14 protein-coding genes are annotated in these 15132 nt (G+C 31.7%); 4 read left to right on the top strand and 10 right to left on the bottom strand.

Annotation, left to right across the window (positions count from 1 at the left end):
* Nucleotides 1-84 precede the first annotated feature (84 nt).
* The 6 genes from ACUUYC_RS14660 to ACUUYC_RS14635 form a co-directional block, all read right to left on the bottom strand.
* Nucleotides 85-1809, bottom strand: a complete 1725-nt coding sequence (locus ACUUYC_RS14660; protein ID WP_474266926.1) for a tetratricopeptide repeat protein — start codon at nt 1807-1809, stop codon at nt 85-87.
* A gap of 11 nt (nt 1810-1820) precedes the next feature.
* Nucleotides 1821-2729: a ribonuclease Z gene (locus tag ACUUYC_RS14655; protein ID WP_474266924.1), complete on the bottom strand. Its 909-nt coding sequence runs from the start codon at nt 2727-2729 to the stop codon at nt 1821-1823.
* 155 nt (nt 2730-2884) lie between these two features.
* Nucleotides 2885-3217 carry a ribonuclease Z gene (locus ACUUYC_RS14650; RefSeq protein WP_474266921.1) on the bottom strand — a complete coding sequence of 111 codons (333 nt, stop codon included), beginning with the start codon at nt 3215-3217 and terminating at the stop codon, nt 2885-2887.
* Between the two features lie 137 nt (nt 3218-3354).
* On the bottom strand, nt 3355-4284 hold the full coding sequence (locus ACUUYC_RS14645) for an aspartate carbamoyltransferase catalytic subunit (protein WP_474266919.1): 930 nt from the start codon (nt 4282-4284) through the stop codon (nt 3355-3357).
* A gap of 2 nt (nt 4285-4286) precedes the next feature.
* On the bottom strand, nt 4287-4838 hold the full coding sequence (pyrR, locus tag ACUUYC_RS14640) for a bifunctional pyr operon transcriptional regulator/uracil phosphoribosyltransferase PyrR (RefSeq protein WP_474266916.1): 552 nt from the start codon (nt 4836-4838) through the stop codon (nt 4287-4289).
* Between the two features lie 108 nt (nt 4839-4946).
* Nucleotides 4947-5525, bottom strand: coding sequence for a DUF2750 domain-containing protein (locus ACUUYC_RS14635; RefSeq protein WP_474266914.1), 579 nt, complete (start codon nt 5523-5525; stop codon nt 4947-4949).
* A 105-nt stretch (nt 5526-5630) separates the two neighbouring features.
* Here ACUUYC_RS14635 and ACUUYC_RS14630 point away from each other — a divergent pair, with 105 nt between their 5' ends.
* Together ACUUYC_RS14630 and ACUUYC_RS14625 are read left to right on the top strand one after the other, a co-directional pair.
* Nucleotides 5631-6179, top strand: a complete 549-nt coding sequence (locus tag ACUUYC_RS14630) for an RNA polymerase sigma factor (protein ID WP_474266911.1) — start codon at nt 5631-5633, stop codon at nt 6177-6179.
* Entirely contained in the window at nt 6176-8905 is a 2730-nt protein-coding gene (locus ACUUYC_RS14625; protein ID WP_474266908.1) for an energy transducer TonB, read from the top strand. Before ACUUYC_RS14630 ends, ACUUYC_RS14625 begins: the two co-directional genes overlap by 4 nt.
* 57 nt (nt 8906-8962) lie before the next feature.
* On the opposite strand, the gene rpsA is transcribed toward ACUUYC_RS14625, so the two are convergent.
* Nucleotides 8963-10741, bottom strand: a complete 1779-nt coding sequence (gene rpsA, locus ACUUYC_RS14620) for a 30S ribosomal protein S1 (RefSeq protein ID WP_474266906.1) — start codon at nt 10739-10741, stop codon at nt 8963-8965.
* 300 nt (nt 10742-11041) lie between these two features.
* Here rpsA and ACUUYC_RS14615 point away from each other — a divergent pair, with 300 nt between their 5' ends.
* The gene (locus ACUUYC_RS14615) at nt 11042-11422 is read left to right on the top strand and encodes a LysM peptidoglycan-binding domain-containing protein (RefSeq protein ID WP_474266904.1); all 381 of its coding nucleotides are present in this window, start codon (nt 11042-11044) and stop codon (nt 11420-11422) included.
* Between the two features lie 56 nt (nt 11423-11478).
* On the opposite strand, the gene ACUUYC_RS14610 is transcribed toward ACUUYC_RS14615, so the two are convergent.
* From ACUUYC_RS14610 to porQ, 3 genes are all read right to left on the bottom strand, one after another.
* Nucleotides 11479-12672, bottom strand: coding sequence for a BACON domain-containing protein (locus ACUUYC_RS14610; RefSeq protein WP_474266902.1), 1194 nt, complete (start codon nt 12670-12672; stop codon nt 11479-11481).
* A 102-nt stretch (nt 12673-12774) separates the two neighbouring features.
* Nucleotides 12775-13464: a (d)CMP kinase gene (gene cmk / locus ACUUYC_RS14605; protein ID WP_474266900.1), complete on the bottom strand. Its 690-nt coding sequence runs from the start codon at nt 13462-13464 to the stop codon at nt 12775-12777.
* Nucleotides 13465-13499: 35 nt separating this feature from the next.
* Nucleotides 13500-14519 (bottom strand): type IX secretion system protein PorQ, encoded by a 1020-nt coding sequence (porQ, locus tag ACUUYC_RS14600; protein ID WP_474266898.1) that lies wholly within the window; start codon nt 14517-14519, stop codon nt 13500-13502.
* A gap of 312 nt (nt 14520-14831) precedes the next feature.
* Here porQ and ACUUYC_RS14595 point away from each other — a divergent pair, with 312 nt between their 5' ends.
* Entirely contained in the window at nt 14832-15098 is a 267-nt protein-coding gene (locus ACUUYC_RS14595; protein WP_474266896.1) for a hypothetical protein, read from the top strand.
* Nucleotides 15099-15132 lie beyond the last annotated feature (34 nt).

The raw sequence follows: 15132 nt of genomic DNA, 5'->3' as shown, positions 1-15132 counted from the left end.
AGCTATTAATTATGATTTGTTAATTAATTGTTACGAACCTTAAATTAGATAATTTAAGGCATGAAGAAACTAAAATAAAGTCTATTACACCTTATTCTCAATACGCTTTTCTAACTCTTTTATGTAGTATGAAGGATTTATCCCAGTTGCTTTTTTAAAGTGCTTTGTAAACGATTCTGGACTTTTGTAACCAACATCTAATGCTATATGCTTGATAGCATATTTACGAAATTGGCTGTCAGTATTTAATCGATCGATTGTATAATTAATGCGCAGTTCATTTAGATATTCGTAGAACGTTTTCTCTTTGTATTGCTTTAATATTTGCGTCAAATAAGTAGTATTCGTTTTGACTTTTTTTGCCATGTTTGCCAACGAACAAGAAGATTCCAGAAAATAGGTTTGTGTTTCTATTTTTTCTAATCGTTTTAATACCTGCTCAACTTTTGCATCTTTTATGATAATCTCTTTAGGCTTTTGAACAACTTGATTTTCTTTTTTCTCTTGCGCTTGAATTAATTTTTCAAAGATTTCCTTATTCGCTTTTGCTTCTTTTTTGTAATAAAATAATAACCCTATTGAAATGATACACAGAAAACCAATAATGATTAAGATTCCTTTGTACCTAGACAATAATTGTTCATTTGCTGCTAAAACTGTTTTGATAAAGTCATTGTTAATATTGAATTCACTTTCATGTAATGCTTTCGCTATTTGATTATTCTTTTTGTTTTTAGCTTTGTTGATTTGATTTCGCTGTTCTTCATACATCTGTGATTGTGAAGTATTTCCGATTGCTAGGTAACATTTCGAAAAAAGATCGTACATATCTTCTAAATAGATTGGATCAAATCCTTTACTATCTAATTTTTCTGCTTGATTCATGATAGAAGTCACTTCATCAAAGTATCCAATAGCAATTTCATATTCTTGCAATTTATAATAACATCTTCCCGTATTGAAAAGTGTTTCAGATAAACGTTCATCATTTTTTAAAGAGATGATATATGTTTTTGCTGTATCAAGATGTTTTAATGCTTTTGCGTACTCTTTCTTTAAATAATATGCAACTCCAAAATCGTGTTGAAAAAAGCTTTCTCCAGATTTATCATTAATAGATTGACTGATTTTAAAACCTTTCTTACTATAGTTTAATGCAGAATCAGGTTCTTGCATTTTTAAAAAGGTTCCGCCAATTCCCATCAACACTCTCGCAACATTTTTTTCTTTAATCTTTAATAATTTTGCCTGCGTATATGCATCTTTATACATTAGTAATGCTTCTTCAAATCGCTTTGCATTCCGCATTATTTTTGCCATGTTAGCAGAAGCCAAGAAGATTTCTTTTTTATTATCCTTTGCAGATGCATCTTCATATACTTTGGCATAATAGTTCATTGCAATATCACTTTTATCAGCCAAGGCGTATACATTTCCTATTCTAAGTAGAAATAGATTTTTTAGTGGTAAATTTTTGATGTCCTTTATCATATTTACACCACTTATTAATGTATCTCTCGCATTTGTAAATTCTCCCTTTTTCGTTAGTAAAACACCTTTTTTTAAGTAGATATTTGCTTTTAACAATACATCATCATTTGCATTTGCCTTACTAAGTAATTCTTCTATCAGCTGGTTTGCTTTGCGTATATCTTCATTAATTACATTGCCAATAGTAGATAAACGCTCAGCATCATCTTTTGAAATTGTCTGAGTTACTTCTTCTTTACTACATTGCCAGAAACAAAGAAGCATCACAATTCCTATAGTAATTCTTAGAATTCTATACGTTCGTGCAGGTAAGATCATATTTTTTTTAATTAATTAAACTCAAACACTTTTCCATCGTCTGCTAGTACCACATTTTCAAAAACGGTTTCGGCTTCTTCTTTAAATTCTTGAAAACCATCATAACGTGTTGAAAAATGACCTAAAACTAACTGACCAACATTGGCTTCTTTAGCAATCATTGCTGCTTGCTTCGCTGTTGTATGCTTGGTTTTTAAGGCTAGTTGATCGTGTTTATCAAGAAATGTAGCTTCATGATATAATACATCTACATCTTTGATTTGATCAATTATTTGGGGAAAGTATACGGTATCGCTACAAAACGCGTACCCTTTTGATTTCGGAGGATCGAACGTAAGTTTTTCGTTTGGAATTACTTCGCCAGAATCGAGCGTAATGTCTCTACCATTTTTTATATTTTGATAGTAACAACGTTCTATTTCATAATTGAGCACAGCATTGATATTCAACTTGCGCTCTTTTTCTTTTTCTTTGAATAGAAAACCATTTGCATAGATGCGATGTTCTAACGGAATTGTTGAAACCGTTACTTTCTCGTCTTCAAATACAATTTCTGACTCATCACTTTCCAATTCATGAAAACAAAGCTTATAACTTGTCCATGATTTAGTAATTTTTAATTGTAATAATGTTAGTTCTTTGAGTCCTTTTGGACCGTAAATATGCAAGTCAGTATTTCTACCTAATAACATAAACGTAGAAATTAATCCTATCAGTCCATAGAAATGATCACCATGTAAATGTGAGATAAATATATGTTTGATCCGTGCAAACTTTACTTTGCTACGTCGAAGTTGCACTTGTGTTCCTTCTCCACAATCTATTAAAAAGATATGATTCCGTATCTCTAAAACTTGTGCCGTAGGATTTGTATGCTTTGTTGGTGTCGCTGCGTAACAGCCAAGTATTGTTAATTTCACACGTTTAAATTTTATTTTTTAACAAAAGTATAATTATAAAATTAAGAACGTGTGCAAACACTTCGTTCTCTCATTAAAAATTTAAAAAACAGCTTGAAAATACATTTTAAAAATTTATTAATGCTCGTTTTATGTAGTATTTTTTTCGTTGAAAGCTAGAAACCTAAATCGCGTTCTATTTCTTCCATTTCGATGACATCAAAAGCTTCTTTTAATGTTGGAACTGTCATGATCGCTTCTGGCAAATCGTCAGTACTTATTTTGTTGGTAACAATGACAAATGAATGCTTTGCGAGTCTGTGTTTTTTAGAAATTTGCAAAAATTCTACTAAATCACTTTTTGTCAAGTTCTCAAATGAAAAAAGGTTTACAATAATATTATCATTTTCCATTTCATCGTAACGTGCGTCAATTTTTTTCACAAGTTCCACAGTATCTGTAGATTCCTGCGTTATGATCAGAATGTTTTCTTGTTTATCTAAAATCATAGGCTAAGGTTTTTGAGGGTTTTTAGGTTCTATTTTTATGATGTCCTAACAATTTACAAAATTTACAGCATATTTTACCTTGTTAAAACATGTTTAACGCCATTTTTCATGAATCTTTTAGAAAGCTAAAACTTGTGTTATTGTTTTATTTTAGAAGCTAACAAATAAATGACTGCCATACGAACAGCAACACCATTTTCTACTTGATTTAGAATAATAGATTGTTTCGAATCGGCAACATCACTCGTAATTTCAACACCTCTATTAATTGGTCCTGGATGCATGATGACAATTTCTTTGTCAAGTGAATCTAGTAATGTTTTGGTAACTCCATACTGTTGTGCATATTCGCGTGTAGACGGAAAATAACTAATATCCATACGTTCGTTTTGTACGCGTAGCATGTTTGCCACATCGCACCATTCTAGTGCTTTTCGTAGATTTGTTTCTACTTCAACACCTAAGCTTTCAATGTATTTTGGCAAAAGTGTTTTTGGTCCACAGACTTTTACATTTGCACCTTGCAATTTTAAGGCGAAGATGTTTGATAATGCGACTCTACTGTGCAAAATGTCTCCGACTATAACTACATTTTTTCCAGCTACATCGCCCAATTTTTCCCGAATAGAATACGAATCCAACAATGCTTGTGTCGGATGCTCATGTGCTCCATCACCAGCATTTACAATACTTGCATTTACATTTTTAGATAGAAAAACTCCCGCTCCAGGATTTGGATGTCGCATCACAACCATATCAACTTTCATTGAAAGAATGTTGTTTACGGTATCTATTAATGTTTCTCCCTTTTTTACAGAAGATTGCGAAGCTGAAAAGTTTATGACATCTGCTGATAATCTTTTTTCTGCTAATTCAAACGAAAGTTTCGTTCGTGTACTGTTTTCAAAGAATAGGTTTGCAATTGTAATATCGCGTAAAGAAGGTACTTTTTTTATAGGACGATTGATTACTTCTTTAAATTGATCAGCCGTTTCAAAAATGAGTTGTATATCTTCTTCTTTGAGATATTTTATTCCTAGCAAGTGGTTTACACTTAATTCACTCATTTTTAATTGTCTTTTTCTTGATTAATAAGATATATCATGTCTTCTCCATCATTTTCCTTCCAATTCACTTTTACTTTCTCTTCATTGATGGCGTCTACTTGTCGTCCACGATAGTTTGGCTGAATTGGCAAATGTCTGCTAAAACGTCTATCGATTAGTACAAGTAATTCAATTTCTTCTGGTCGCCCAAATGTTTGAATTGCAGTCAACGCTGAACGAATACTTCTCCCAGTATATAACACATCGTCAATGAAAACGACTTTTTTGTTTTCTACGACAAAGTTAATATTCGTTTTATTGGCTTCTAGTATTTTTTCGCTTCTGCGGAAATCGTCTCGAAAAAAAGTGATGTCTAGTTGACCTAATTTTATATCGTTCACTTCATATTCATCGCGTAAAATACTGGCCAAGCGTTCTGCAAGATAGATTCCTCTTGGTTGAATTCCGATAAGTACAGTATTTGAAAAATCAAGATGGTTTTCGATAAGCTGACACGCTAATCGATGTAGAATGATTCCGATCTCTTTTGAGTTCAATAAGATTTTTTGACTCATAATTAACTCCAAATGGTATTTGGAATACAAAAGTACAGATTTATTTTTTATTAAAATATAATTTTAAAGTTTGTTCTTCACCGAAAAAAAGAAGTTCAGTGTTAATTTTTATTCAATTATTGCTTTCACTTGTTTCTCTAGATCAGAAATTCCGTTAAACTTTTTAAAATCTAAATCTTTTTTTAGTGATTTTAATTCGGTTGTTAATTCCAGAATTAATTCCAAAGGCTCTGCTTCAAATCCAAACATATTTTGGTCAAATTCTGTTCCTATTAAAAGATCATCATTTTCCATACCGATACACCAGTTCTCCATAAATTCTGCTAAAGAAATCGCTACTACTTTATAGTTTTTCCAGTTTCCCTTAATACACGATTTTGCTCTTGCCTTTTCTGCCCAAAAACATATAATTCCAATAGGTTTTCCTTTTTCATCTTCATAATGAACAGAACTTGATGTTGCAAACCCTTCACTATTTTTAAGTGCATACACAATTTCTGAGTTACATACTTTTTTTATAAATTTCTTATGCCGATTCTTGGTTACTATTGAATCTTGAAACTGTTCTCTTTTTTGATTTTCTAGTTTTTTGTCATTGAATAAAAAGTCAAAAAGTCCCATTTTTGCTGTATTAAGAGAGAATATTAATAAAATTAAAGATACAACACCTATAATTAAACTTTTCATTTTAATGTTTTTATTAAAGTCAAACTTACTAGTATTTAATTCTTTTTCAAAAAAGTTTGGTTACCTTTTTGATGTTATACCATTAAGTATATAAACGTATTATTTATGAAAGATCAATCAGTATTACAAATGTTAACTTCCGAGAAGAAGCAACAAGCATTTGTAAAGATTTATCGATACTTTCCAAAGGTATCGCGGTTTATATGCAAGTATGGAGGAACAAAGGAAGAAGCACAAGATGTGTTTCAGGAAGCGTTGCTTATTTTTTATAGAAAAGCTAAAACGCCCAATTTTAAATTGACAGCAAGTATTGAAACCTATGTGTTTAGTATTTGCAAGTATTTATGGAAAGATCAATTGAAACAAAAGAATAAACAAACCGATTCGTTCGATTATTCTTTTATGTCAGACGACTCAATTCCTATTGAAATTCATGTACAAGAAGAACAGAAATATCAGTTAGCCGAAAAAGCATTACGATCTATCGGAGATAAGTGTCTGCAATTACTTTCGCTCTTTTATATTAAAAAGGAAAAGATGCGAGCAATTGCAAACTTGTTAGGGTTTACTTCAGAATCATCTGCCAAAACACAAAAGTATAAGTGTTTGGAAAGAGCTAAAAAAGAATTACAAACTTTAAAAGCAAACAGATGAGACTCGAATTACAAACCATAGCATATATAGAACAGTATTTACTACACACACTTACTGATGCCGAAATCAACTTATTTGAAGAACGTATGGCAACTGATCCTGATTTTAAAAACGAAGTAGAGTTACAAGAACTATTAATAAAAGGTTTGGAGCATATTTCGTTGCAACAAACAATTCAAAACGCACAGAAAACATATGCTTTTTGGAAACTTTTCAAGTTGATCGGAATGATCTTAATTCCAGTTTTATTGATATTGACAACTTGGTATTTTACAACCTTAGCAGCTAAAGCTTCAACAGAAACTGAGACCGTTCCAACGAAAGTTGAACAAGAAATATACAAAGAAACAACATCAAAAACAGTTTCAAAAGACAAAGAAGTTGCTATTATTCCTGATACGATTCCAAAACAGAAAGCTGTTAAAGTTACCAAGATGAAAACAACTATTTATGCAGAGAATACAGTTGTAGATCCGTTGGAAACTATAGTACCAGAGTTTTTCACAATCGCAGCAAAAAAAGATACAATTATAGAAACACAAAACGGAATTGTGTTTTTGATTCCTGAGAATACTTTTGTCGATAAAAATAAAAATGTAATACATGGAAACATTCAAGTTAAGATAAAAGAAGCTGTCGATTCGCATACCATTATGACTTCAGGCTTGTCTACGCTGTTTAATGATAAACCGTTGGAAACTGGTGGCATGTTTTTTATTGAAGCCAAAAAAGATGGTGAAACACTACAAATTCATCCTGATAAAGAAATTACCGCAGACATTCCAACCCAAGATTATAAAGAAGGCATGCAATTGTTTGATGGAGAAAAAGCTGAAGATGGAACAATTAATTGGACAAATCCGAAACCATTGAATAAAGCGTTGATTCCGCAAGATATTTATAGTTTAAATTTTTATCCACTAGATTATTTAGAGACACTTTCTGAAAAGGGATATGATAATTCGGATAAGAAGTTTACTGATAGTTTGTATTATAGTTTTTCTAATACTACTGTAGATAAAACTCTTTCTAATAAAATTAAATTTACCAATGACGCTTTAGATATTGGAAGACCTAGAGATTCAGTAATTGTACAAAGAGACTCTATCAAATCAGATAGAACAGCTAAAAAAGCTCTTCTAGGTTTAGATCCTTTGAAAGTAAAGGTAATTTGGAATGAACGTTATCAGAATACATTTATCGCTACCAAAGCTTTTGAAGAACGCTTGAGAGTGATTCACCAAAATTGTAATGAAGCAAACGCTATCTTTGATCTATATGTTCAAAATCTTGATCGTGATTTATATGAAGTTGATGAAATGATTGTTACTAAATATAAGTATACTTCACTCCGTGAGCAATTTGAGGTTTTTGCAGCCCAAAGATTGACGAATGTTGCCAATGTCAATTCAGAAGTTTCTAAGCTGAATGAATACTATGTAAAACAACAAAAAGTATATCGTTTGGCTTTGACAGAAACACAACGAAAAATGGATTCGTTACTAAGTGTTGACAAGAAGTATAAAGCCTTTTCAAAACAACAGTTACAGAATTATTATTTGAGAGAATTGGCAATTACTACAGATAAAGTGGCAAAAGATTTCGGAGCAAGATTACCTCGCAGTTTTAATCAGACTAGAAGTAATCGAACTCAAATTAGCCGAACAAATACAGTTTCATCTAAGATTACTTCTGTGGCAAGCACTATCAAAAAAGAAAAAAGAAAACGTCGTTATAGAGCGCCAATTCGAACAACAGGTTGGAAAAATATTGATCGAATTCTTAATGAAGATGTAGTTTCTAGCGTTAAAAGTAGAACTACTACAACTGTTAAGACTAGAAAGAAGAGTGTTACAATTAGTTATTCTGAATATGAAGTTTCTATTGAGAACACAGAGCGTTTTGACAAGTTGTTTGTGTATTTGGTTCCAACTAAATTCAACAGTTTTGTAAGACTTAAAGCTGAGAATGGTCGTTTTACGTATAAGTTAAATGATTTACTAAAGTATCGTGTGCATTGTATTGGATATTTGAATGATGTTCCTTATTACATTGATAAAACCATTAAAAATACTTCTGATAAACTAAAGCTTCGTCAAATTACTACTGAAACTTTACGTGAACGATTGGCAAATATGAACAATGAAAACAGTTCGTTGGAAACTGAAATTTCGTATCAAGCTACTAGAAAAACAAATCAGAGAAGATTGAAAAGATATCGTGAAATTGTAAAATTAAAAAGAGAACTAAAATCTATTGTTTTTCCTTGTCAACAATATAAAACGGTGAAATCACTTCTTAATGATGCGCTTGAAGCAGAAACAAGAGAAGTAGATATTGTTGATGTTATAGAAGATATTGAAGAAATTCCTTTTGCATTTGTAGAAATCGCGCCTATTTTTCCAGGTTGCGAAACGTTAAATACTGAAGTAGCACGTAAAAAATGCATGAGTGAAAAAATTCAGCGATTTATTAATAGAGAGTTTGACACAAGTGTCATTTCTGAAGTTCAACAACTAAAAGGCACACAAAGAATTAATGCCGTCTTTAAAATAGATACTTCGGGAATTGTTAATGATATTCGAGTTCGTTCAAACCATCCTAAGTTAGATGCAGAAGCAAAACGGGTTATACAATCACTACCTAAAATGATACCTGCAACACAACGAGGAAATTCCATAAACGTTCGATATACACTACCAATTATATTTAAAGTAGGTGAATAAAAAAAAGCCGTTTCAAAATTGAAACGGCTTTCTTATATATGATAAAATGATTGGAAATTATTTCTTCCCTTCCATTTTGTCTTTTAACTCTTGTAAAGCATCTAAGTCTCCAAGCGTAGTTTTTTCAGATGACTGCTGTTTCTTAGCAGCTGCCTGAATATTCTTTTGCTCTTCTTCTCTAAAGATTGCTGTATGAGAAGCTACAACTCTTTTGAATTCTTTGTTGAACTCAATTACTTTGAACTCAGCTGTTTCACCTTTCTTCAATTTCTTTCCGTCTTCTTTTTCTAAGTGACGAGAAGGAATGAAAGCTACTACATCTTCGTTTAAAGCTACTGTTGCACCTTTATCATTTGTATCAGTAATTTCTGCTGTATGTAATGTACCTACACCAAATTCACCTTCATACTTATCCCAAGGATTTTCAGTAGTTTGTTTGTGACCTAAACTTAATTTACGTCCATCTACATCTAATTCTAATACAAGTACTTCTAATTTGTCACCAACAGTAACAAACTCAGATGGATGCTTCACTTTCTTAGTCCAAGATAAATCAGAGATGTAAATTAATCCATCAATACCTTCTTCTAATTCTACGAATACACCAAAGTTAGTGAAGTTACGTACAGTTCCTGTGTGTTTAGAACCTACAGGATATTTTGTAGTAATATCAGTCCATGGATCTGGCGTCATTTGCTTGATACCAAGAGACATTTTACGATCTTCTCTATCTAAAGTTAAGATTTTAGCTTCTACTTCATCTCCAACTTTTACGAAATCTTGTGCCGAACGTAAGTGTGTAGACCAAGACATTTCAGAAACGTGAATTAATCCTTCAACTCCTTCTGCAACTTCGATAAATGCACCGTAATCAGCAATAACAACAACTTTTCCTTTAACTTGATCTCCGATTTTTAATTCCGAATCTAAAGCTTCCCAAGGATGAGCGCTTAATTGCTTTAATCCTAATTGGATTCTTGATTTGTTATCATCAAAGTCAAGGATTACAACGTTAAGTTTCTGATCTAATTCAACAACTTCATTTGGATGATTAATTCTAGACCAAGAAAGATCTGTAATGTGAATTAATCCATCAACTCCACCAAGATCAATAAATACACCGTAAGAAGTAATGTTTTTCACAATTCCTTCTAGTACTTGACCTTTTTCTAATTGACCAATGATTTCTTTTTTCTGTAATTCGATATCAGCTTCAATAAGTGCTTTATGCGATACAACAACGTTTTTGAATTCATGATTAATTTTAACCACTTTGAATTCCATTGTTTTATTCACATACTGATCGTAATCTCTAATTGGCTTCACGTCAATTTGAGATCCTGGTAAGAACGCTTCTATTCCGAATACGTCTACAATCATACCACCTTTAGTTCTGCATTTTACAAAACCGTTAACGATTTCACCATTGTCATGAGCAGCATTTACTCTTTCCCATGCTTTGATTGTTCTCGCTTTTCTGTGAGATAATACTAATTGTCCAGTTCTGTCTTCACGAACGTCAATTAATACTTCTACTTTGTCTCCTACTTTTAAGTCTGGATTGTAACGAAATTCGTTTAAAGAAATTACACCTTCAGATTTTGCATTGATATCAATGATCGCTTCTCTGTCAGTCATTCTTACTACAGTTCCATCTACTACAGCATCATCATCTGTATCAACGAAATTGTCCGCTACTAATTTTTCAAATTCTTCTAGCTTTTCGTCTTCAACTTGGTCAATTCCTTCTTCGTAATTGTGCCAGTTAAAATTTGCTAAAAATTCTTCAGGGTTTTTAACTTCCTGAACGTCTGTGTTTGTGTTTTCTTCAGCCATTGCTGATGTATTATTTGTATATCACTTTTGTAGAGAGTCTTCGCATGTAAAAGCAATAGAATGTTATGTTTATATATAATTATCTTTCCTTTTCTGATTCTCCATCATGCTAAAAAGGAGTGCAAAATTACCATTATTATTTTGATTTACAAACTAATACTATACAAATAGACTCCTATTTATTCAATTTAGCTGCAAAATGTGATTTTCATCGAAAAAGCAGATTATAACACGCTCGTAACTTAAAATCTATTTTTTTAATTTATCTTTATGATATTAATAATTAAAATATAAAGAATAATGAGTGTAAAATTAAAATATCAAGGAGTTCTTGACCTTGGTGAGGCTTTAGGGATTCAAAACGGAAATGTAGAAGAAGTTGATGGAGTATTAAAAGTTTCTGGTGTTGCAGGTACGCCACACGAAAAGAATTTAATTTGGGACAAAATTAAAGAAGCTGGTGGAGAATTAGCATCTGATATTGAAGCAAATATTGAAGTAGCTGATGATTCAGTATATCACCGTCATACAGTAGCTAGTGGAGACACGTTAGGTAAAATTGCAAAAGAATATTATGGTAAAGCTGGAAAGTATACTGCTATTTTTGAAGCAAACACAAATATTTTAAAGAACCCAGATGTTATACATCCAGGTCAAGAGTTGGTTATTCCAAACTTATAATAGTTTATTATATAACAATATTGAAAAAGCTTCCAATTTGGAAGCTTTTTTATTTTTTACAATTTATCAAAAGTAACTTTTGTTTCAAAAAACCAAGATTCTCCTGCATTTAAATTAATATATTGAAGGTACCTATAATACTTCCCATAATATTGACTATCCCATATTTGTTGAGTAGCATAATCATTATATATACTAAAAATGCTTTCTATATTTACAGATAGCTTATTTTTGTCGTTCCACATGAATAACCTGTCACAAAAACCTTCAAGTTTTTTGTTTCCATCTTGATTAAAACTAACAACATTTTCATAATTAGCGGCAGATCCTTTTCCAGCTACATCAATACTAGTTGAAACTATAGATCCATAACAAACATTTAAAGGTATGTCTACTATAGCTGTAATCGTATTTTCAGTAAAGTATCCACTATCTAAAATCTCAGTTGTCTTTATATGTGTTGCATCTTCTGTATGTGCATCATCATCTCTGTACATGATACTCTTTTGTGTATATGTAAACCTTTCGCATGCTCTCATCTTAAATTGAGTAGTTACATCATTTATTAAATTATCATCAATAAAAAAGCTTACTTCTGTAAATTTTTCTCTCCCATGATAGCCGCCTGTATAATCTAAAGCGTCAGATCTTTTATATGCAAACTCAGACTCTCCAAGATATAACAATGCAGATCCAGTTGGAAGCATTTCTTTTCCGTTATATGTAAATTCTTTACAGTTTATTATTCTGTATTGATCCGAATATACATTGTTTGACAAATCCTTCTCACGAGCAATGGTAAAACCCCAGTAATAATTAGGCTTTGTATTACTTTGTGTATATACTGTAAAAAGATGATTGCCTTTATGTCCTACAGGATTAAAAGTCACATAACATTTTTTAAATTGTTCAGTTAAACTTGCTTGATAAATAGTAACCTCAGAAGTATAATTGTCAGATTTTATTTTAATCTTTCCATTCCTCAAAAAAGAGTCTTCATTTTTAAAAATAGTGATTAGTAGATTTTTATCATCTTCTAATACAACTTCTAACCATTCTGGTTGAGCTATTATTTCCCAATCAGTATCGGATGAAATATTAATCTGTAAGTCAGTTCCTTCTTGTGGAGCGTATAATTGAGTTTCACTAACTTCAAGATGAATTTTATTTTGAAATATTTCGCATGAAAACACAAATAATGTAAAAAAAATATTTATAGCTATTAAAAATAACAGTTTAGAAATTTTCATATTATGAGAGAACTAATGTGATTTCTTTTTCCTTTGTCAAGATAGAAAAAGATACTTCAAAAAAGTACTACTTGAAAAGTATTTTATTAAGCCTAAGGGTTTTTAAGCATTTGTAGTTCGCTGGACAAGATTGAATATACGTTCAAACTGTTCTTTGAGTCCCATATCGCTATTATCAAAGCCAATAGCATCTTCTGCTTGTCGCAGTGGTGAATCTTCTCTGTGAGAATCTATATAATCTCTATTTTGTACATTTCGCAATACTTCTTCATAGTTGACATCATCACCTTTGTCAATTAGTTCTTTATAACGACGCATGGCTCTTTTTTCTGGTGAAGCCGTCATGAATAGTTTCAATTCTGCATCTGGGAAAACAACTGTTCCTATATCTCTTCCGTCCATCACAATTCCTTTTTCTTCGCCCATTTTTTGTTGTTGCTTTACCAACTGATAGCGAACTTCTGGTACCGCAGCAACTTTGCTTACATAGTTAGAAACGTTCATCGTTCTAATTTCTTTTTCAACATTTTCACCATTTAAGTACATTTCGGCAAAACCGACATTTTCATTGTACTGAAACGTTAAGTGAATCGCATTTAAATCTGCTACCAAATCATTGATAGAGAAATCTTCGTCATTTATAAATCCTTTGCGAAGCGCGTACAACGTCACAGCTCTATACATAGCGCCTGTGTCTACATATATATATTCTAATGCGTTGGCAAGTTGTTTTGCAATCGTGCTTTTTCCTGTAGATGAAAAGCCATCAATGGCTATTGTAATTTTTTTCATGATGTAGTACTTTGTAGCCGCTTACTAAGCTGTAATTATTGAAGATTTACAGTTACTCCAAACATACTTGTGTTTGCTGCAATTGAATATCTAGCGTACGTATAATCAAATTTTAATTTGTTGATTTTAAGTCCAAATCCTGCAGTAATTCCTGAAAAGTTACGTTGATCAACAATTTTTAATTCTTCTCCTCTTCTAAAGTTGTATCCAACTCTAATGTTGAATCCTTTATCTGGGAACACTTCCATTCCTACGATTGTATGACGAATTAAGTTTTTTAGAAAGGTTACTTTTTCTTCTGAAACTCCACCTTCAATCGATTGTTCTGCTCTATTTGGGTTTGCAAAAGCAATATTCCATTGTTGCAGGTTTTCAAATGTTAAGTGCCAACGAATTGGAACATGTTCTAGTTTTTGAGAAATTCCAAAGATTAATTCAAACGGTAACTGTTCCTGTAAGCCTGCGTATGTTGTAAATTGAAACCCTAAGTTTCTTGCTGCTAAAGCAATATTTAGTTCCAATTCTTCATTGACATACATAATCCCAAGATCTACAGCTCCTCCAAATGAGTTGTATTGCTCTAATTTTGAATTGATAAATTTTGCGCTTCCTCCAATATGAATATCTGTCCAAGGAATATTGTACGCATATCCCATTGACAAAGCAATTTCATTTCCTGTAAAACTTCCAGTTTCATTTCCTTGTTCATCATATCCATCAAACTGTCCATAACTTACATAAGTGACTCCAGCGTGAAATGTCTGCACTCTTCTATCCCAAGTATATGCATACGAAGCAGATCCATAATTTACATCGCCTAAATAGTTGACATAATTTAAAGATAAGTGATTATCCATTCTGTAGTTTATACTTGCAGGATTGAAAATTGCTTGTGTAACATCTTTATCGTAATTAGTAATAACTTTTCCACCAAGTGCTGCTTGCCTAGGTGATGAAATTAAGTTTAAAAACTGATACGTATACCTTCCCCCAATTTGAGCGGAGGCTATTGTTGTTATAAACAAAAAAAAGTAAAAAAGGTTCTTTTTCTGCATGGGTGCAAAGTAACTAAAATCTTTATTCAAAACGTTTAGATATCATAAATATTTTACACTTTTTAATAAAATTCTTAGATTTTTCTATTTCCCTTTTTTTAAAGGGCTAAAAACACTCTTTCTTTCAACAATCCTATATGAATATTGACTTTCCTCTTCATAATACATAATGATATTTTATAAAAGCGCACTTAGTTTCCTTGTTTTTCATTTAAGATTAGTCTTACATTACATACGAGTTAACTCTATAATGGAGGATCCAAAAAAGCCATTTAAAACATTAGAGTATGGATTAATTACAATCAAACTATTATGAAAAAAAAGTTTTTTTTACACAAAACTGTTGATGCTTTATCTGAAAAGCAAGTTGAAGATTTAAACAAAGTATTTGGAGGATTATCTACAAATGCAGCTGATGCAGCTGGTATTCCTTATGATGATGATATTATTCATTACCCAACTGGTGGTGGTGGTCCAAGATGCCCATGGGGATATTACTGGCATGAAGGTGTACAAGATTGCATAAAGAATGGAACGTATCCTGCATTACCACATGATCATCAAGTAAGATTAGGATAATCCTAACTAAGTAATACATTATATTTTTCAGTTG

It is taken from the genome of Kordia sp. E, from assembly GCF_056033805.1.
Note: the sequence above shows the minus strand (reverse complement) of the source record. Positions and strands in the feature narration are given on the sequence as shown.